The sequence below is a fragment of the Synechococcus sp. CCY 0621 genome (genome assembly GCF_019038465.1).
Classification (GTDB): Bacteria; Cyanobacteriota; Cyanobacteriia; order PCC-6307; family Cyanobiaceae; genus Cyanobium.
This window is the reverse complement of the sequence record NZ_JAFKRH010000051.1, coordinates 1-16727: the sequence shown is the minus strand read 5'-3', so window position 1 is coordinate 16727 and position 16727 is coordinate 1. Positions and strand designations below refer to the sequence as shown.

General features: G+C 69.6%; 22 protein-coding genes and 1 tRNA gene. 10 read left to right on the top strand and 13 right to left on the bottom strand.

What is annotated here, in order from left to right:
* Positions 1 to 470: 470 nt before the first annotated feature.
* Together petD and petB are read right to left on the bottom strand one after the other, a co-directional pair.
* Positions 471 to 953, bottom strand: coding sequence for a cytochrome b6-f complex subunit IV (gene petD / locus KUG43_RS16100; protein WP_216910761.1), 483 nt, complete (start codon positions 951 to 953; stop codon positions 471 to 473).
* 58 nt (positions 954 to 1011) lie between these two features.
* On the bottom strand, positions 1012 to 1686 hold the full coding sequence (petB, locus tag KUG43_RS16095) for a cytochrome b6 (protein WP_035833434.1): 675 nt from the start codon (positions 1684 to 1686) through the stop codon (positions 1012 to 1014).
* Between the two features lie 50 nt (positions 1687 to 1736).
* Between petB and ctpZ the strand changes: the two genes are divergently transcribed.
* The 3 genes from ctpZ to KUG43_RS16080 are packed head-to-tail and all read left to right on the top strand — an operon-like array spanning position 1737 to position 5000.
* Positions 1737 to 3029 carry a carboxyl-terminal processing protease CtpZ gene (ctpZ, locus tag KUG43_RS16090; RefSeq protein WP_216910759.1) on the top strand — a complete coding sequence of 431 codons (1293 nt, stop codon included), beginning with the start codon at positions 1737 to 1739 and terminating at the stop codon, positions 3027 to 3029.
* Entirely contained in the window at positions 3026 to 4300 is a 1275-nt protein-coding gene (locus KUG43_RS16085) for an HD domain-containing protein (RefSeq protein ID WP_216910757.1), read from the top strand. Before ctpZ ends, KUG43_RS16085 begins: the two co-directional genes overlap by 4 nt.
* A 25-nt stretch (positions 4301 to 4325) precedes the next feature.
* The gene (locus tag KUG43_RS16080) at positions 4326 to 5000 is read left to right on the top strand and encodes a septum site-determining protein MinC (protein ID WP_216910756.1); all 675 of its coding nucleotides are present in this window, start codon (positions 4326 to 4328) and stop codon (positions 4998 to 5000) included.
* Here KUG43_RS16080 and KUG43_RS16075 read toward each other — a convergent pair.
* From KUG43_RS16075 to KUG43_RS16065, 3 genes are read right to left on the bottom strand one after another with little or no spacing between them, the layout of a single operon-like run.
* Positions 4990 to 5598, bottom strand: a complete 609-nt coding sequence (locus KUG43_RS16075; RefSeq protein ID WP_216910755.1) for a chromate transporter — start codon at positions 5596 to 5598, stop codon at positions 4990 to 4992. The genes KUG43_RS16080 and KUG43_RS16075 overlap by 11 nt on opposite strands.
* On the bottom strand, positions 5598 to 6194 hold the full coding sequence (locus tag KUG43_RS16070) for a chromate transporter (protein WP_216910754.1): 597 nt from the start codon (positions 6192 to 6194) through the stop codon (positions 5598 to 5600). The genes KUG43_RS16075 and KUG43_RS16070 overlap by 1 nt, the downstream gene beginning before the upstream one ends.
* The gene (locus KUG43_RS16065) at positions 6187 to 7185 is read right to left on the bottom strand and encodes a phospholipase D-like domain-containing protein (protein ID WP_216910753.1); all 999 of its coding nucleotides are present in this window, start codon (positions 7183 to 7185) and stop codon (positions 6187 to 6189) included. Before KUG43_RS16065 ends, KUG43_RS16070 begins: the two co-directional genes overlap by 8 nt.
* Before the next feature lie 93 nt (positions 7186 to 7278).
* Here KUG43_RS16065 and minD point away from each other — a divergent pair, with 93 nt between their 5' ends.
* The 5 genes from minD (at position 7279) to KUG43_RS16040 (ending at position 9293) form a co-directional block, all read left to right on the top strand.
* A complete protein-coding gene (minD, locus tag KUG43_RS16060) occupies positions 7279 to 8112 on the top strand; it encodes a septum site-determining protein MinD (protein WP_216910752.1) in 834 nt (277 codons plus the stop codon).
* A 5-nt stretch (positions 8113 to 8117) separates the two neighbouring features.
* Positions 8118 to 8516 carry a cell division topological specificity factor MinE gene (gene minE, locus KUG43_RS16055; protein ID WP_216910751.1) on the top strand — a complete coding sequence of 133 codons (399 nt, stop codon included), beginning with the start codon at positions 8118 to 8120 and terminating at the stop codon, positions 8514 to 8516.
* A gap of 61 nt (positions 8517 to 8577) precedes the next feature.
* Positions 8578 to 8781 (top strand): response regulator transcription factor, encoded by a 204-nt coding sequence (locus tag KUG43_RS16050; protein WP_254946233.1) that lies wholly within the window; start codon positions 8578 to 8580, stop codon positions 8779 to 8781.
* 23 nt (positions 8782 to 8804) lie between these two features.
* Positions 8805 to 8876: transfer RNA gene (locus KUG43_RS16045), tRNA-Thr, on the top strand.
* Positions 8877 to 8939: 63 nt separating this feature from the next.
* Entirely contained in the window at positions 8940 to 9293 is a 354-nt protein-coding gene (locus KUG43_RS16040; protein ID WP_216910747.1) for a hypothetical protein, read from the top strand.
* 6 nt (positions 9294 to 9299) lie between these two features.
* Here the strand turns inward: KUG43_RS16040 and KUG43_RS16035 are convergent, their stop codons facing one another.
* The 6 genes from KUG43_RS16035 to KUG43_RS16010 form a co-directional block, all read right to left on the bottom strand.
* Positions 9300 to 9953, bottom strand: coding sequence for a TMEM165/GDT1 family protein (locus tag KUG43_RS16035; protein WP_216910745.1), 654 nt, complete (start codon positions 9951 to 9953; stop codon positions 9300 to 9302).
* 74 nt (positions 9954 to 10027) lie between these two features.
* Positions 10028 to 10180 (bottom strand): hypothetical protein, encoded by a 153-nt coding sequence (locus KUG43_RS16030; protein ID WP_216910743.1) that lies wholly within the window; start codon positions 10178 to 10180, stop codon positions 10028 to 10030.
* A complete protein-coding gene (locus tag KUG43_RS16025) occupies positions 10180 to 10782 on the bottom strand; it encodes an L-threonylcarbamoyladenylate synthase (protein WP_216910741.1) in 603 nt (200 codons plus the stop codon). The genes KUG43_RS16030 and KUG43_RS16025 overlap by 1 nt, the downstream gene beginning before the upstream one ends.
* Complete coding sequence (gene prmC / locus KUG43_RS16020; protein WP_216910739.1) at positions 10782 to 11714, bottom strand: peptide chain release factor N(5)-glutamine methyltransferase; 933 nt, start codon at positions 11712 to 11714, stop codon at positions 10782 to 10784. Before prmC ends, KUG43_RS16025 begins: the two co-directional genes overlap by 1 nt.
* Positions 11715 to 11757: 43 nt before the next feature.
* Entirely contained in the window at positions 11758 to 12921 is a 1164-nt protein-coding gene (locus KUG43_RS16015) for a DNA-processing protein DprA (protein ID WP_216910737.1), read from the bottom strand.
* A 37-nt stretch (positions 12922 to 12958) separates the two neighbouring features.
* A complete protein-coding gene (locus tag KUG43_RS16010; RefSeq protein WP_216910765.1) occupies positions 12959 to 13423 on the bottom strand; it encodes an acyl-CoA thioesterase in 465 nt (154 codons plus the stop codon).
* 71 nt (positions 13424 to 13494) lie between these two features.
* Between KUG43_RS16010 and KUG43_RS16005 the strand changes: the two genes are divergently transcribed.
* Positions 13495 to 14346 (top strand): universal stress protein, encoded by an 852-nt coding sequence (locus KUG43_RS16005; RefSeq protein ID WP_216910763.1) that lies wholly within the window; start codon positions 13495 to 13497, stop codon positions 14344 to 14346.
* 7 nt (positions 14347 to 14353) lie between these two features.
* Here KUG43_RS16005 and psbM read toward each other — a convergent pair whose 3' ends face one another.
* Both psbM and KUG43_RS15995 read right to left on the bottom strand, forming a co-directional pair.
* Positions 14354 to 14461 carry a photosystem II reaction center protein PsbM gene (gene psbM, locus KUG43_RS16000; RefSeq protein ID WP_015109223.1) on the bottom strand — a complete coding sequence of 36 codons (108 nt, stop codon included), beginning with the start codon at positions 14459 to 14461 and terminating at the stop codon, positions 14354 to 14356.
* A 27-nt stretch (positions 14462 to 14488) separates the two neighbouring features.
* Entirely contained in the window at positions 14489 to 14989 is a 501-nt protein-coding gene (locus KUG43_RS15995; RefSeq protein WP_216910735.1) for a 2Fe-2S iron-sulfur cluster-binding protein, read from the bottom strand.
* A gap of 194 nt (positions 14990 to 15183) precedes the next feature.
* On the opposite strand from KUG43_RS15995, the gene psbB reads away from it, so the two are divergent.
* The coding region (gene psbB / locus KUG43_RS15990; protein ID WP_216910733.1) for a photosystem II chlorophyll-binding protein CP47 at positions 15184 to 16727 on the top strand (1544 nt) is incomplete at its 3' end.

The following is a 16727-nucleotide window of genomic DNA, read 5'->3' as shown; positions in this document are numbered from 1 at the left end:
AAACTTACAACATCGTCGGCTCGCGCCTCTTGATCTCGTAAGCCTGCTCCCCGCTCGAGCTCTCGCTCTCTGGGGCGCAGTCCAAAATCATATCACCTTGTTGGGGGCACCCCTGCCGAAGGTCGAGATTCCTGCCTGGCTTCAGCTCCCTGCGGACCAAGGCAAGCCCCCTCGCTGCTGCGAGCAGCACCGACCGGTGCGCCTCTCGTCGGCACGTCAGAGGCCCTTTGGAGGGGCTGCACAGCCAGGACACTCCCGGTTCCTTCGGCGGGCCCCTTCCACGGTTCTTCTGGCGGCTGGTGTGGCCTGCATGGGGCCCCATTCCTGACACCAGAGAGCGGTTGGATAGCTAAAGGGCCTTCCAAGACCGCTGCTCGCCTCTGGCCCCGCACGAATGCCAGACCACAAAAAAGCCGCGATTGCTCGCGGCTCAAGAGAAGGCTGATTCGGGGCCAAGGCCCCGGATGGCTTCAGAACAGACCCAGGGTGAGGGACTTGTCGATCGGCAGGCAGGCGCCGATGCCGAGGTAGATGGTGAACACGGTGCCGAACAGGAAGGCGCCCATGGCGACGGGACGGCGGAACGGGTTCTGGAACTTGTTGAAGCTCTCGATGAAGGGGATCAGCATCAGACCCAAGGGAACCATGGTCTGGAGCACGATGCCCAGGAGTTTGTTGGGTACAACCCGGAGGATCTGGAACACCGGGTACAGGTACCACTCGGGAAGGATCTCCAGCGGAGTGGCGAAGGGGTCGGCCCGATCGCCCAGCATGGCGGGATCGAGAACGGCAAGCCCGACCAGGCAGGCGAGTGTTCCCAGGATCACCACCGGGAAGATGTAGAGGAGGTCGTTGGGCCAGGCCGGCTCGCCGTAATAGTTGTGGCCCATGCCCTTGGCCAGCTTGGCCCGCAGCTTGGGATCGGTGAGGTCAGGCTTTTTGAGGATGTGCATGGTGGGGAGCTCGGAGCGCTGGTGACCGGTGGAGGAAGGCTAAGTGGAAGAACGTGGTTCAGAGCGGGCCGGAGATGCCCTGCTTACGGATCATCAGGAAGTGGATGAGCATGAACACCGCCAGCAGCCAGGGCAGCACGAAGGTGTGGAGGCTGTAGAAGCGGGTGAGGGTGGACTGACCGACGCTTTCACCACCGCGGAGCAGCTCGACCATGAAGTCGCCCACCACGGGGACGGCGGCAGGAACACCGCTGACGATCTTGACGGCCCAGTAACCGACCTGATCCCAGGGGAGGGAGTAGCCGGTGACGCCGAAGGACACGGTGATCACGGCCATGGTGACGCCGGTGACCCAGGTGAGCTCGCGGGGACGCTTGAAGCCGCCGGTGAGGTAGACGCGGAACACGTGCAGGATCAGCATCAGCACCATCATGCTGGCGCTCCAGCGGTGCACCGAACGGATCAGCCAGCCGAAGCTGACGTCGGTCATCAGGTACTGGACCGAGCTGTAGGCCTCCACCACCGTGGGCTTGTAGTAGAAGGTCATCGCGAAGCCGGTCGCGAACTGGATCAGGAAACACACCAGCGTGATGCCGCCCAGGCAATAGAAAATGTTGACGTGGGGCGGGACGTACTTGGCGGAGATATCGTCGGCAATCGCCTGGATTTCGAGGCGCTCCTCAAACCAGTCATAGATCGGGGACGACTTGGCGCCAGGAGACGAGTTCGCCATGCAGCGTGGGGCTTGGGTTGCGAGAGTCTACCGATCGTGCTGACCCCCCTGTGAGAGACCCGGGCCGCCGGTCCATCCCGGCTCAATGCTTTGCAACAGGGCTGCCGGGCGGGGTCCGGCTCCTGCGGCTCCTCCTGGTAACGGGCCTGTGCCTGCAGCTGTGGCTACCCCCCCCGGCGCTGGCCCTCAGCGATGCCCAGCAACTGGTGGTGGAGGCCTGGCGGCTGGTGAACCAGAGCTACGTCGATCCCGCCCAGCTGGAAGCGGTGCAATGGCGGCGCCTGCGCCAGAAAGCCCTGGAGACGTCGATCGCCAGCTCGGTGCAGGCCTACGACGCCATCGAGACCATGCTGGCGCCGATCGGCGACCCCTACACCCGGATGCTGCGCCCGGAGGAGTACGCCACCCTTCGCTCCAACACCCAGGGCCGCGTGACCGGTGTGGGGCTGCAGCTGGGACTGCGGGCGGGGGATCAGCAGATCGTCGTGATCGCCCCCCTCGATGCCTCCCCCGCCGCCGACGCGGGGATCGTTTCCGGCACCGAGATCCTCAAGGTGGACGGCATCCCGGCCGAGGTGCTGGGGCTCGAGGGCACCGCCGCCCGCCTGCGGGGCCCCGCCGGCAGCGACGTTCTCCTCGCCCTGCGCACCCCAGCGGGCCAGCCCACGGAGGTACTGCTCGACCGCCGCGAGGTGGATCTGCAACCGGTGCGCAGCCATCGCCTGCAGAGCGCGGGGCACACCCTGGGCTACTTACGGATCACCCAGTTCAGTGAACCGGTGCCCCAGCAGGTGCGCTCCGCCCTCGCTGAGCTGACCGCCGCCGGGGGCGGCGGGCCTATCGAAGGGCTGATCCTTGATCTGCGCAACAATTCGGGTGGGCTGGTGGCCGCCGGGCTGGCGGTGGCCGATGGGCTGCTCGACGGGGAGCCGATCGTGGAAACCCAGGATCGGGGCGGCATCGCCGCCCGGCAACAGGCGACTCCCGGCCGTCTCTATGGAGGCCCGATGCTCACCCTGGTCAATGCCGGCACCGCCAGCGCCAGCGAGATCCTGGCCGGTGCCCTGCAGGACAGTGGCCGCTCCCGCCTGGCCGGCAGCCGCACGTTCGGCAAGGGACTGATCCAGACCCTGATCAACCTGAGTGATGGCAGCGGTCTGGCCGTGACCGTGGCCCGCTATCTCACGCCCAGCGGCCGCGACATCCAGAACCAGGGCATCGAGCCGGACGTGCTGCTGCCCCAGCCCGAACCCCTGGAGCCGGACGGGGACGGTGACAGCTGGCGAGAGGCGGCCGCCACGCTGCTGGTGGCTGAGCTGGCGGCCCCAGCCCTGGCACCATGAGCCAGCGCACGTACCACGATCCGCTGCACGGGGCGATCCGCCTTGATCGCCAGGACCCCGCCGAAGCTCTGGCGATCGACCTGATCGACACGGCGCCGTTCCAGCGGCTACGGCGCATCCGCCAGCTGGGGCCGGCCTTTCTCACCTTCCATGGGGCGGAATCCAGCCGTTTCACCCATTCCCTGGGGGTGCTGGCGATGGCCCGGCTGGCCCTGCAGCAGCTGGAGCGTCTCGATCCCTCCCTGGCCCAGCACCGGGGTGTCCTCTATGCCGCCGCCCTGCTGCACGATGTCGGCCACGGACCCCTCAGCCACTCGGGCGAGGAGATGTTCGGCGTGCAGCATGAGGTCTGGTCGGGCCGGCTGATTCGGGACCATCCCGCCCTGCGCGACCGCCTTGACGCCGATGCCCCCGGCCGGGCCGCCCTGGTGGCCGACCTGCTGGAGCACGGCCAGCACCCCTGCCGGGCCATCAAGGCGCTGGTCAGCAGCCAGCTCGACTGCGACCGGCTCGACTATCTGCTGCGCGACAGCTACAGCACCGGCACCCGCTACGGCCAGCTCGACCTGGAGCGGATCCTCGCCAGCCTCACCCTGGCCCCCGACGGCGATCTGGCCCTGCATCCCCGCGGCCTGATGGCGGTGGAGCACTACCTGGTGGTGCGCCACCTGATGTACCGGAGCGTCTACAACCACCGGCTCAACATCGTCTGCAACTGGCTGCTGAACCAGGTGATCGCCGTGGCCCGCCGGCTCGGTCCCGCCGTGGTGTGGGCCGATCCCACCATGGCCCGCTGGCTCTGGGATCGGGACCGGCTCGATCTCGACAGTTACCTGGCGAACGACGACATCCGCACCGGCTACCACCTGGTGCGCTGGCGCGAGGAGGCCCCCCCGGAACTGGCCGATCCCTGCGGGCGACTGCTGGAGCGGCGCCTGCCCAAGGCCACGGACGTGAGCGATCTCCCCCCGGCCGGCCGGATCGAGCTGCTGGCGGTGGCGCGGCAGCTTTGCGAACGGGCCGGCCTGGTGGCGGAAGGTTGCTGCGCCCTGCAGCAGCGCCAGAGCCGCGGGTATCACCCCTACGCCGGGGGCCTGCGGCTCTGGGATGGGCTGCGGCTGCAGGCCCTCGAGCAGCGCTCGCCCCTGGTGGCCAGCCTCTGCCAGACAGTCGACATGGCCTGGCTGATCCACCCGGCCCAGGTGAGCGACGACCTGCGCGCGGCCCTGGCGGTGCGGCGGCAGGAGGACGGGGGCCGCCAGGACCTCTAGGTTCGCTGCACCCCCGGACACCGTCGTGGCCGCCGCACTGATCCAGGCCGTCGACGACCGGCAGCCGCACCTGCTGCGGCTGCCGGTCCAGCAGGGCTCCGCCAGTGCCCTGGAGGAAGTGCGCTACGCCCTCGGCAGCCGCCACATCCGGGCGGGCAGCGTGGTGCTGGAGGCGGGCCGCTGGCCCCTGCGCCTGCCGGAACTGCGGCAGCTGCAGGAGCTGCTGGCCCCCCTGCGGCTCGACTTGATTCGCGTCGCCGGCGACCACCCGGAGACGCTGGTGGCCGCCGCGGCCCTCGGACTCGAGATCGATCCGGGGCCGCCGCAAACCATCGCAGCCCCGGCCCCTGCAGTGGTGGCGAGCGATCTTCTGGTGCATCGCGGCACCCTGCGCTCCGGCGACCATCTGCAGGCGGAGGGTTCGGTGCTGCTGCTGGGGGATGTGAACCCCGGCGCCCGTATCAGTGCCGCCGGCAATGTTCTGGTCTGGGGGCGGTTGCGGGGCATCGCCCATGCCGGCGTGGCCGGCGACCGCAACGCCCGCATCGTCGCCCTGCAGCTGCGGCCCCTGCAGTTGCGCATCGCAGACATGGTGGCCCGGGGACCGGAGGGTCTGCCGCCGCCCGGGTTGGCCGAGCAGGCCCTGCTGGTGGACGGGGAGATCCGCATCGATCCGGCGGCGCCAGACTTCAGCGGTTGATCAGGCCGAAGGCCCCCAGCCCGCCGGCCACGGCCATGAACCACAACGGTGAGATCCGGGTGCGCAGCATCAGCACGCACACCAGCAGGGACACGACGACCCCGGCGGCATTGGTGTCGGCGGTCTGGAGGATCTTCACCCCCACAGCGAACAGGATGCCCAGGGTGATGGGGCCGAGTCCCCGCTCGAAGGCCACACGCCAGGGGGAGTCGCGCAGCCGGTTCCAGCTAAGGCAGGCCACCACCATCAGCAAGGTAGAGGGCAGCAGGATGGCGATCTCGGCGCCATAGGCGCTGAGCAGGGCCCAGCCGGGGCCCTCGGGCCATCCGGCCCCCATGCCGAGCAGCCCAACGATCATCGAACTGGGGCCCGGGGCCGCTTCGGCCAGGGCGTAGATGTCGGCGAACTGGGCGGGCCGCAGCCAGCAGTACTGGGCGACGCTGAGGTGGTGATACTCGGCCAGCAGGGTGTTGCCGCCCCCGAGGGAAAACAGGGACAGACCCAGGAAGGTGCCCATCACCTGCAGGAGATGGCCCAGGTCGTTGAGCCGCATGGGGGTGCAGGTTGCGGCGGCGGCCGTCAGCAGCAGGGGCGGCATCAGCGTGGCTCTCCGGCAGGGGGCCTGGGAGGGGACGGCCGCGGCCAGTACCAGGCCATCGCCAGGGGGCCGGCCACGAGCACCAAGGGCACCAGGCGCATGTGGAAAAACTGCATGAGTACGAAGGCGACGGCCGCCAGCAGCAGGGCCACCGGATCCTTCCCGTACTCGTCGAGGATCTTGAAGCCCATCGACAGGGCCATCCCGGCCGCCGCCGCCACCACGCCCGCCAGCACCCGATCCAGCGCCGGCAGGGTATGGAACTGGAAGTACAGCAGCCCCACCCCCATCAGCAGGGTGAACGGCACCAGCAGCATGCCCGCCAGGGCCGCCAGGGCCCCGGGCAGGCCGCGGAAGAAGGTGCCGACGTAGACGGCCATGTTGATCTGGTTGGGGCCGGGGAAGAGCCGGGCCACGGTGAGGCCGGTGAGGAACTCCTCGTTGCTCATCCAGCGGCGCTGCTCGACGATGATCCGCTGGCTCCAGGCCGAAAGCCCGCCGCCGAAAGCGGAGAGAGCCACCATCAGCATGCCGGTGAACAGTTGCCGCAGCCCGGGCGCGGGGGCCGTCGGGGAGAGCTCGGAAACGTCAGTCATGCACGAAATGGGGATCCGGCGGCAGTTCCCCTTCCTCGTGGAAGCTGGGATCGAGGGGATCGGGGGCGTGGTACTTGGCGGCGGCCTGCCAGTCGATCTGGAACGTCTCCTTGAGCCGCGCCACCACCTCGGGGGCATCGCTCTCGATGCCCAGCTCCCGGCGCAGGTCGAAGGCGCTGCGATCGATGTTCATCGAGCCGGTCTGGGCGAAGGCCCCGTCCACCAGGATCAGCTTGGCGTGCAGCTTGGGGCGCTGCTGGCGCCGCACCTTGACGCCGAAGCGCTCCATCACCCGCAACGAAGAAAAGGTGTCGTAAATGTCCCAGTCGCTGATGCCGTGCTTGCCGCCGCACAGCACCCGCACCTTCACGCCCCGCTCCCGGGCGCTGATGATCCGCTCCAGGATCACCGCATCAACAAATTTGGGGTGCTGGATCCAGAGGGTGCGGGTGGCGGCATCGACGATGCGGGCCATCTGACCGCGGCTGTGGGCGCTGCTCCACACCAGTCCCACGCTGAGGTCGGGCTGGAAGAAGACGCGCTGCCAGTCGGCCTCGAAGCCGGCGATCACCTGGGCCACTACGGCGGGGTTGTGGGTAAGCACCCCGTAGTCGCGGGTTTCGGTGAAGTACTTGTCGGCCAGGTTGAAGGTGGCCACCAGGGCGGTGTGCCGGTCGACCACCATCGATTTCTCGTGGGTGACCGGAAACGACTCACTGGTCCAGGCGGTCTCGATGCCCCAGGACTGCAACCGGGCAAAGGCCTCGTCGTTCCAGCGGTCGCCGCCGGAGGTGTGGGGGTTGAGCATCACCCGCACCTGCACCCCCCGCTCCTGGGCACGCCGCAGGGCGTCTTCCACCGCCTCCGACTGGAGCTTGAACTGCTTCAACAACAGCTGTTCGGAAGCCTCCTCGATCAGGGCAACGACAGCCTCAACGCCGTCGTCGGGCATCACCAGCAGCCGCTGGGGCCGGTGGGGGGCGGCGATCATCGAGGGGCGCAGGGGGGAATGGGCCTTTCTAGCGGCAGTTGCTGGCCTTGGCCCAGCCGCACCGCCCGATGGGATTAACCTGCCGCGACGCCCGTGGACGCCGTGACGTCAGCACCCGCCCGCATCATCCTCATCTGTTCCGGCAAGGGGGGCGTCGGCAAGACGACCCTCACCGCCAACCTGGGGATCGCCCTGGCCCGGCTGGGGGAGCGCACCGTCGTGCTCGATGCCGATTTCGGCCTGCGCAATCTCGATCTGCTGCTCGGCCTGGAGAACCGGATCGTCTACACCGCCCAGGAGGTGCTGGCCGAAACCTGCCGGCTGGAGCAGGCGCTGGTGAAACACAAGCAGGAGCCCAACCTGGCCCTGCTGCCCGCCGGCAATCCCCGCATGCTCGAGTGGCTCACCCCCGAGGACATGCAGCGCATCGTGGCCATGGTGGCCGAACGGGCCGATTACGTGCTCATCGATTGCCCGGCCGGAATCGAGGACGGCTTCAAGAACGCCGCCGCCGCCGCCCGCGAAGCGATCGTGATCACCACCCCGGAAGTGTCGGCGGTGCGCGATGCCGACCGGGTGATCGGCCTGCTCAACACCCGCGGGGTGGCACCTGTGCAGCTGGTGCTCAACCGGGTGCGTCCCCGCATGATGGCCAGCCAGGAGATGCTGGGCGTCGACGACGTCACCGACATCCTGGCCCTGCCCCTGGTGGGCCTGGTGGTGGAGGACGAGCAGGTGATCGTGTCCACCAACCGGGGGGAACCGCTCACCCTCAACGGCAACGGATCCCCCGCCGCAAAGGCCTACCAGAACATCGCCCGGCGCCTGCGGGGTGAGGACATCCCCCTGGAGGATCCCTCCAAGGCCCGCAAAGGCCTGCGCGCCCGGCTGATGAACAAGATCCGCAAAACCACCGGTCTCTTCTGAGCACCATGACGCTGTTCGATTTCATCCAACGGTTGCTGGGGCGCCAGAAACCCAGCGGCACCATGGCCAAGGAGCGGCTGCAGCTGGTGCTGGCCCACGACCGCAGTGATCTCAATCCCGAACTTCTTGAGCAGATGCGGCGCGAAATCCTCGAAGTGGTGCAGCGCTACGTGGAGATCGACATCGAGGAAGGCGACGTGAGCCTCGAGACCGAGGACCGGGTCACCGCCCTGGTGGCCAACCTGCCGATCAAGCGGGCCCGTCCCCTGCCGGCCCTGGTGGCGGCAGCCGCCGCCGTGGGCATGGCCCAGGCCCCCGACCCCGAAGCCCCGCAGGAGCTGGCCGTGCCCCTGGCCGGCGAACCGACCGAGGACCCATCCCCCACCGCTGCCGACCCGGATTGAGGCGGCACAGCCAGGGCGACGGCCGGCGGGAACGCTGCAGGCAGTGCAGCGATGGCAGACCTTGGCGGAACCATTCCCGGTGGCCATCACCCCGGCCGAACAACGGGTGCTCGACCTGCTGCGCCAAGGCGACAGCAACCGCCACATCGCCGCCCAGCTGGTGCTGAGCCCGCGCACGGTGGAGTGCCACGTCTCCCACCTGCTGGCCAAGACGGGCTGCCGCAGCCGTACCCAGCTCCTCCTTTGGGCTCTGGCCCAGGGATAGGCTGGGCCGGGCCAAGCGCCCATGCCGGCTTAGCTCAGTGGTAGAGCAGCGCTTTTGTAAAGCGAAGGCCATCGGTTCAAATCCGTTAGCCGGCTTGCCTGGAGAGGGAAACCGATCCGCCGCCCTTACCATCTCCCCAGCACAGCGAGCGGGGGGCCATGTCGTGCCATGCCTGGCTGGTGGGGGGGCTGATCGCCCTCGCCGGGGACCTGGCCCAGGGCCCACCGCCGCCGCCGCCGCTCTCGCCTCAGCAGCCTGCTCAGCCAGCAGCCCGCTCCGGCGTGGAGATCCTGGGCCGTCCCGGCATCCGCACCCGCTACGTGGATCCCAGCGGCCCGGCGCCGACGGCTGGGGCCAAAACCCTGCCGGCCGTCGGCCCGCCGAAGCGCCCCCTGACAGTCCCCGTCAACGAACGGGTGGATTTCACCCCGACGATGGAAGAGGGACCGTTCCAGCAGCCCACCTTGCGGGGGCTGTTCCGCTGGGATCTGCAGCAACCCGCTTCCCGCTGAAGGGCGTCAGCCGATGGCCTGCCAGAGCGACAGCACGCCGAAGGCCAGGAACAGGCCACCGCTGAGGCGGTAGAGCACCCTCTCGCTGATCCTGCCGCCGATCCACTGGCCCGCGCCCACCGCCAGCCAGGTCACCAGGGCATGGCCCAGCAGCGTGCCGGCCAGCAGGCCGGCGAAGGTGAAGGCCGGCGCCGCCGCCAGAAAGATGGTGGCGAACTGGGTGCGATCCCCCAGTTCGGCCAGGAACACCAGCACGAAGGCCTCCCAGATCACGGCACCCGGACCGCGGATGCTGCCATGACTCTCGGCCGCGTCGATCGCCGCCTCGGCCTCCAGCGCTTCCCCCTTGGCCGCATCGGCGGGCAGCCCGGCGGCATCCACCAGGAGTTTGACGCCGAACCCGAGGAACAGGGCCGCCGCCAGCCAGGGAACGACGGCCTGGGGCAGCCACTCCCTGAGGCCGTACCCCATGCCCAGGGACAGCAGGGTGACCAGGCTGAGGGCCGCGAAGGCCCCGACAAACACCCAGCGGGGGCGATGGCGTGCCGCCAGGATCAAGGCCATGAAGAAAGTCTTGTCGCCCAGCTCGGCCAGGGTGATGGCGGTCAGGCTGGAGCCGAAGGCGGCGAGTCCGGGGTCGCCGGCGCTGGCAAGGGTCATGGGGACGTTCGGCACGCCGGCGTCGGCGCCAGGGGGTGGATCCGGCCGCAGGCCGGGCCTTCCGAATCAGGGCATCATGCTCCGGCGAACAGCCACAGCAGCGCCGCCAGCGCCAGCCAGCCCAGCCAGTCCAGCTGGAACAGGGGGGTGGCCAGATGCACCAGGGGCACCAACAACCAGTGGCTGAGGCCCACCGTCAAAAGCACCACCAGCAGGAGCGGCAGCATCAGGCCCCCTCCGCAGCCGATGCCGCTGCGCCCCCCGGCCGGAGCACGCTCCATTCGCGCCCACTGCCGGATCCATCCTCCAGCCCCCGCCAGGCCAGAACCGTGCTGGCTTGCCCGGATCCGGTCGGCCAGGGCAGGGGCTCGAGCAGGGACAGGGCGGGGAACTGATGCGCCGCCTCAGCCGCCGTGGTGGCCGGGGGTTCGCCGGAACGGTTGGCACTGGTGGTGGCCAGGGGGCCACTGAGGCGCAGCAGCTCCCGCGCCGGCTCGCAGGCCGGCACCCGCAGCCCCAGGCTCGTGCCGCCGGGGTGGAGATGGTTGGTCAAGGCACCGGCGATCGGAAGCACCAGGGTGACAGCCCCCGGCCAGCTCCGCTGGGCCTGCTCGATCCAGGGCTGTTGCCAGGGCACACCCAGGGCCTCGGTCAGCTGGGCCAGGTCGGCCCCCATCAGGATCAGCGGCTTGTCGGCGGGCCGTTGCTTCAGCTGCCAGAGCAGGGCGGCCGCCTCGGGCCGGGCAGCCAGGGCCGGCAGGGTGTCGGTGGGAAACAGGACCGCCTCCCCCTTCGCCAGGCACCTGGCCAGTGGCGCGGCAGCGTTCATCAGCCGACGGGCCTCCAGCCACTGGCGAAGCGGGGCAGGCCCTCCAGGTCGGAATGCACCGCAAGCCGTTCCAGGCCGGCGGCGAGCAGCAGCTCGCCGACCGCCTCGCTCTGGTCGTGGTGGTGCTCCAGCAGCAGCAGGCCGCTGGGGGCCAGGCCCCTCAAGCTGCCGGCCACGATCGAACGGATGGCCGCCAGGCCGTCGGGGCCGCCATCGAGGGCCAGGCGGGGTTCGTGTTCTCGCACCACCGGCTCCAGCTCCAGGAGGGTGGCGCTGGGGATGTAGGGGGGGTTGCTCACTACCAGATCCAAGGCGCCCCACCAGGGCGCCAGCGGCTGCCACCAGTCACCCGCCAGCAGGGAGACGCGGTCCTGCAGCTCCCAGCGGCCCAGGTTGGCGCCGGCCTGGGCGAGGGCCTCGGGGCTGGCCTCCACGGCGAAGCCACGACTGGCGGGCAGGCTGCGGGCCAGGGCGATGGCCAGGCAACCGGAGCCGGTGCCCAGGTCGGCCCAGCGGGCTTGGGGGCGCCCTGATGGCCACAGGGACAGGGCCAGATCCACCAGCAGCTCCGTTTCCTGCCGGGGGATCAGCACCCCAGGCGCCACGGGCAGCTCCAGGTCGCGCCAGGGGCAGCGGCCCACCAGGTACTGCAGGGGCTCGTGGCTGTCGAGGTGGCGGCGCCAGAGGGCTTCCAGCCCCTCGAGCGAGCGCTGCAGCCGGACCTCGGCCTCCGGGTGGCACCAGAGCGCCTGCAACTGGCTCCAGCGCAGTCCACCGCCCAGATCCAGCAGCCAATCGAGGGCGGAGGCCTCGCCGCCGAGGGCCAGCAGGCGGCGGCGCCAGGCCAGCAGCTCCGACGCCGTGATCAGCAGGGCGTCAGGGCCATCCGCCGGGGGCGCAGGGACGGGGACGGTGCCGACCTGGGAAACCATGCGGGGAGCCTAATCAGCAGTGGCGTTCTCAGCATTGGTGGCCTCAGCTGGGGCGCCAGCAGAGGCCGGCCTCGGCCCGCAGCAGCCCGGCCAGCTCCAGCTCCAGCAGCCGGGGCATCAGCTCGGCCATGGGGCGATCCAGAGCCAGGCTCAGCTGCTCGAGGCTGGCGCCACCACCCACTGCCTCCAGCAGACCCTCGGCCTCTGCCCCCTGGAGCCCCCTGGCCGGAACGGGGGCGTCTGCGGGGGGCCGCGGGGCCAGCGGCCCCCTGCCCAGCTGGCCGACCAGGTCGGCCGGGAGAAGCAGGGGGGTGGCGCCCCTGGCCAGCAGCCGGTTGCTGCCCATGGCCGAGGCGCGGCCCGCATCGGCGGGCACCACCCAGAGCGGCATCTCCAGCTGCCAGGCCAGTTCGGCCGAATGCAGCGCCCCGCTCTCCACAGGGCACTCCACCACCACCACCGCGGCCGCCATGGCCACCAGCAGGCGATTGCGGGCTGCGAAGCTGCCGGGCCGGACCGTACCGCCCTCGGCCAGCTCGCTCACGAGCAGGCCCTTGCGGGCCACCTCACCCTGCAGCGCCGCGTGGTGCAGGGGGTAGGCACGGCCCAGCGGTGTGCCCAGCACCGCCACCGGGGCACCCCCAGCGGCCAGACATCCCTCGTGGGCCGCCCCGTCGATGCCTTCGGCCAGCCCGCTCAGCACCGGCCAGCCCGCCTCGGCCAGGGCGGCGCCGATGGCGTGGGCCATCGAGAGGCCATGCAGGGACGGACGCCGGGTGCCCACCACCGCCACCGAGCGGCGCCGGCCAAGGTGGGGCCACAGGCTGCCCCGCCCCCGCCAGCACAGCTGCAGGGGGGGCCGCTGCAGATCCCGCAGACCCGCAGGCCAGCCCCGATCCCCCGGCACCAGCACCCCCCGGCCGAAGCGGCACCGGGGCGCGAAGGCCTCCAGGGGCCGGGGGCCCCAGCGATGGCGAAACCGCTCCACCACCGCCACCAGCCCCGGCCCCAGACCCGGCACCCCCGCCAGCTCATCGGCGGGCGCCTGCCAGGCGGCGGCCAGCCCGCCGCAGCTGGCCTCGAGGGCCCGCAGCCGCTGCCAGCCGAGGCCGGGGCAGCGGCTCCAGAGCAGCCACCACAGGCGCCGTTGCCGATCCCAGGCCAGTCCCCCGCGGCGCGGGAAGGCCCCCTGCACCAGATCTCCCATCCCCGCGCCCCACCGCTTGAACAGCAGTACAAGCGTACTATGGCTGAACGCGGACGTCGGCCGGGCCGGAGCGCAGGATCACCATGGCCTGCTCCAGATCCTGGGGCAACCGCCGCAGCAAGCGCCGCTGCGAGGGGCCACCGGAGAGATCCACCAGCACCAGATCGACGCTGGCTTCCGCCGCCACGGCCCCGTCGGGGCCGATGAACTGGCTGTGCCAGGGCAGCTTCACGCCCAGCCGCGGCAGCACCCGGCTGCGGAGCTCGACACTTTCGCCATGGAGCAGGGCCCGGCGGTAATCGATGCGCAGCCCCACCACCGGCAGCTCCAGCCCCCGGGCGGAGAGGGCGCTGTAGGCCAGGCCAGCCCGGTCCAGGGCCTCGACGCGCGCCTCCTCCAGCCAGGCCAGATAGGCCCCGTGCCACATCACCCCGGCATGGTCGGTGTGCTGGGGCAGCACGCGCCGCCGCAGGCACCACCAGGCCTCATCCGAAAGCTGCATCACGGTCTTCACCACAGGAGATGGCGGAAAGGGGATCAGCCATAGGCTGATGCCGAGCCACGTTGATGTCCGTGTTCCGCAACCTGCTGATCGCCGATTCCGGCAAGGGCCATGTCGAGGAGATGGTCCGCCTCCTGCGCGACATCCCCCCCTGCCGCCAGGCCCGGATCAATCTGCTGCACGTCATTCCTGAGCAGGGGGGGCTTGACCTGGAAAGCCATCGCCAGCAGGCCGACATTCTTGTGAAGGAGGCCATCGAGCGCCTCGGTCTCACCCCAGGCGAAGTCAACACCGTGGTGCGCGAGGGCGACACCAAGCTGACCGTGCTGAAGGTGGCCGATGAACTGGAGGCCGATCTGATCGTGATGGGATCGCGGGGCCTGGGCAGGCTGCAGTCGATCCTGGGCAACAGCACCAGCCAGTACGTCTTCCAGCTGTCGACCCGGCCCATGCTGCTGGTGCGCGACGACCTCTACGTGAAGGCCATCAACAGGGTCCTGGTGGCCATCGACGGCACCGGTGTGGGCGATGACGCCCTCAAGCTGGCCTGCGAGCTGGTGCAGGGGATCCCCGGCGGCAGCCTCACCGGCGTGCATGTGTCGCGCCAGGACATCACCCCATCCCGGGGTGGCCGCACCCCTGGCGATGAGGTGCTGCTGAAGGCCATCCAGCGGGCCCGCAGCTTCGGGGTGGAAATGAAGGGCCTGCACCGCACCGGTGACATTGCCCGGGGCGTCTGCGGCACCGCCGAAGACGTGAAGGCCGATCTGGTGGTGATCGCCTCCCAGGACCGTCGGCCCCTGGTGGCCCGGGGCCTGGTGGATCTCGACAAACTCCTGGGCAGCTCGGTGAGCGACTACATCCGTGTCCACGCCCCGGCCCCGGTGCTGCTGGTGCGGGAGCCGGAGGGGCGGACGCGCTGAACCCGGTTCAGCCGCCCTGGCGGCTGTTCGTCTGGATGTAGAGAATGATCAGGAAGACGGCGGGAACCAGAACGAACAGGAGGCTGGCAACGAAGCCGAGGTCGTTGGTTTCCATGACTGCTGGAGAGGTTCTGAGAAGGTATCACCGCCCATCGGCGGGAAGGACGCCCCCTTCACCGCTCGTTGTGGATGGAGTTCCGGCAGCCTTGGCAGGCGTCTCTGACTCCTGGGGCTCCTCACCCTCCGCTGCGGCGGGGGGCTCGGGCCAGGCGGTGGGGCCCTCCGGCAGGGGCAGGGAACGGGCTCGGCCCAGTTCGCCCTCCCGATCGGCGAGTCCCACCTGGGGCCTGGTGAGCACCATCACCGACTTCTGCACCAGGGCCTGACAGGCCAGCCGCCAGGTCTGGGGGCGTCGTTTCAGCTTCATCAGCTCCACCGAGGTCTGCTCGGTGAGGGCGTTGTCGCCCCCCCCCTCCACCACCTCCACGAAACAGGTGATGCACTGGCCGCAGCCGCCGCAGTTGCCCAGGCGGCCCTTGAGGCCGTAAAGCTCGATGCCCTCGCGCAGGGCCACCTCACGCAGGTTTTCCCCCGGGTAGCACTCCACGTCGCGCTGCTCACGGACAAACCGGATCACGGGCATGGCGGAGGCCTCTGGGGGGGGTGGGTTGGCGTCCATTGTGAATCGCGCCGTTGCGGTCCGTTACCTGGGGCCCCGTGGTGTTGCCCGCAACCCTTACCATCGCCAGCACGGATCGGTAATCACCGAGCGTCTCCTTAGCCGTCATCGCTCCGGCGATCGGCTTCGGCAACTGTCAACCCAGACCTGACCCCCCAATGGGATTGCCCTGGTACCGGGTGCACACGGTCGTCATCAACGACCCGGGCCGACTGCTGGCCGTGCACCTCATGCACACCGCCCTGGTAGCCGGCTGGGCCGGCTCCATGGCGCTCTACGAGCTTGCGATCTTCGACCCCTCCGACCAGGTCCTCAACCCCATGTGGCGCCAGGGCATGTTCGTCATGCCCTTCATGGCCCGCCTGGGCGTGACCGGCAGCTGGGGGGGCTGGAGTGTCACCGGTGAAACCGGCGTCGACCCCGGCTTCTGGAGCTTCGAAGGCGTGGCTGCGGCCCACATCATCTTCAGTGGCCTGCTCTTCCTTGCCGCCATCTGGCACTGGACCTACTGGGATCTCGAGATCTGGCAGGACCCCCGCTCCGGCGAGCCAGCCCTCGACCTGCCCAAGATCTTCGGCATCCACCTGCTGCTGGCGGGCCTGGGCTGCTTCGGCTTCGGAGCCTTCCACCTCACCGGGGTCTTCGGACCAGGGATGTGGATTTCTGACCCGTACAGCCTCACGGGCCATTTAGAAGCGGTGCAGCCCTCCTGGGGACCTGAAGGCTTCAACCCCTTCAACCCAGGCGGCATCGTGGCCCACCACATTGCCGCCGGCATCGTGGGCATCATCGCCGGCATCTTCCACATCACCACCCGACCGCCGGAACGCCTCTACAAGGCGCTCCGCATGGGCAACATCGAGACGGTGCTGGCCAGCGCCATCGCGGCGGTGTTCTTCGCGGCCTTCATCGTCGCCGGAACCATGTGGTACGGCTCCGCGGCCACGCCGGTCGAGCTGTTCGGCCCCACACGCTACCAGTGGGATCAGAACTACTTCAAGACGGAGATCAACCGTCGCGTCCAGACCGCCATCGACAACGGTGCCACCAAGGCTGAAGCCTTCGCGGCCATCCCCGAGAAGCTGGCCTTCTACGACTACGTCGGCAACAGTCCTGCCAAAGGCGGTCTGTTCCGGGTCGGCCCGATGATCAACGGTGACGGCCTGCCCACCTCCTGGATCGGGCACATCTCCTTCACCGACAAGGAGGGCCACGACCTCGAAGTCCGTCGCCTGCCCAACTTCTTCGAGAACTTCCCGGTGGTCCTCCAGGACCAGCAGGGCATCGTCCGCGCCGACATCCCCTTCCGTCGTGCCGAGGCGAAGTACTCCTTCGAACAGCAGGGCGTGACGGCCACCGTCTACGGCGGTGCCCTCAACGGTCAGACGTTCACCGATCCCGCCGACGTCAAGCGACTGGCCCGCAAGGCCCAGCTTGGCGAGGCCTTCGAGTTCGACCGCGAGACCTACCACTCCGACGGCACCTTCCGCAGTTCCCCCCGCGGCTGGTTCACCTTCGGCCATGCCTGCTTCGCCCTGCTCTTCTTCTTCGGCCACATCTGGCACGGTGCCCGCACCCTCTACCGTGATGTCTTCGCCGGTATCGACCCCGATCTCGGCGAGCAGGTGGAATTCGGTCTGTTCGCCAAGCTGGGCGACCGTTCCACCCGACGCCTGCCCGAGGGCTTCGTGCCCCCGGCCGG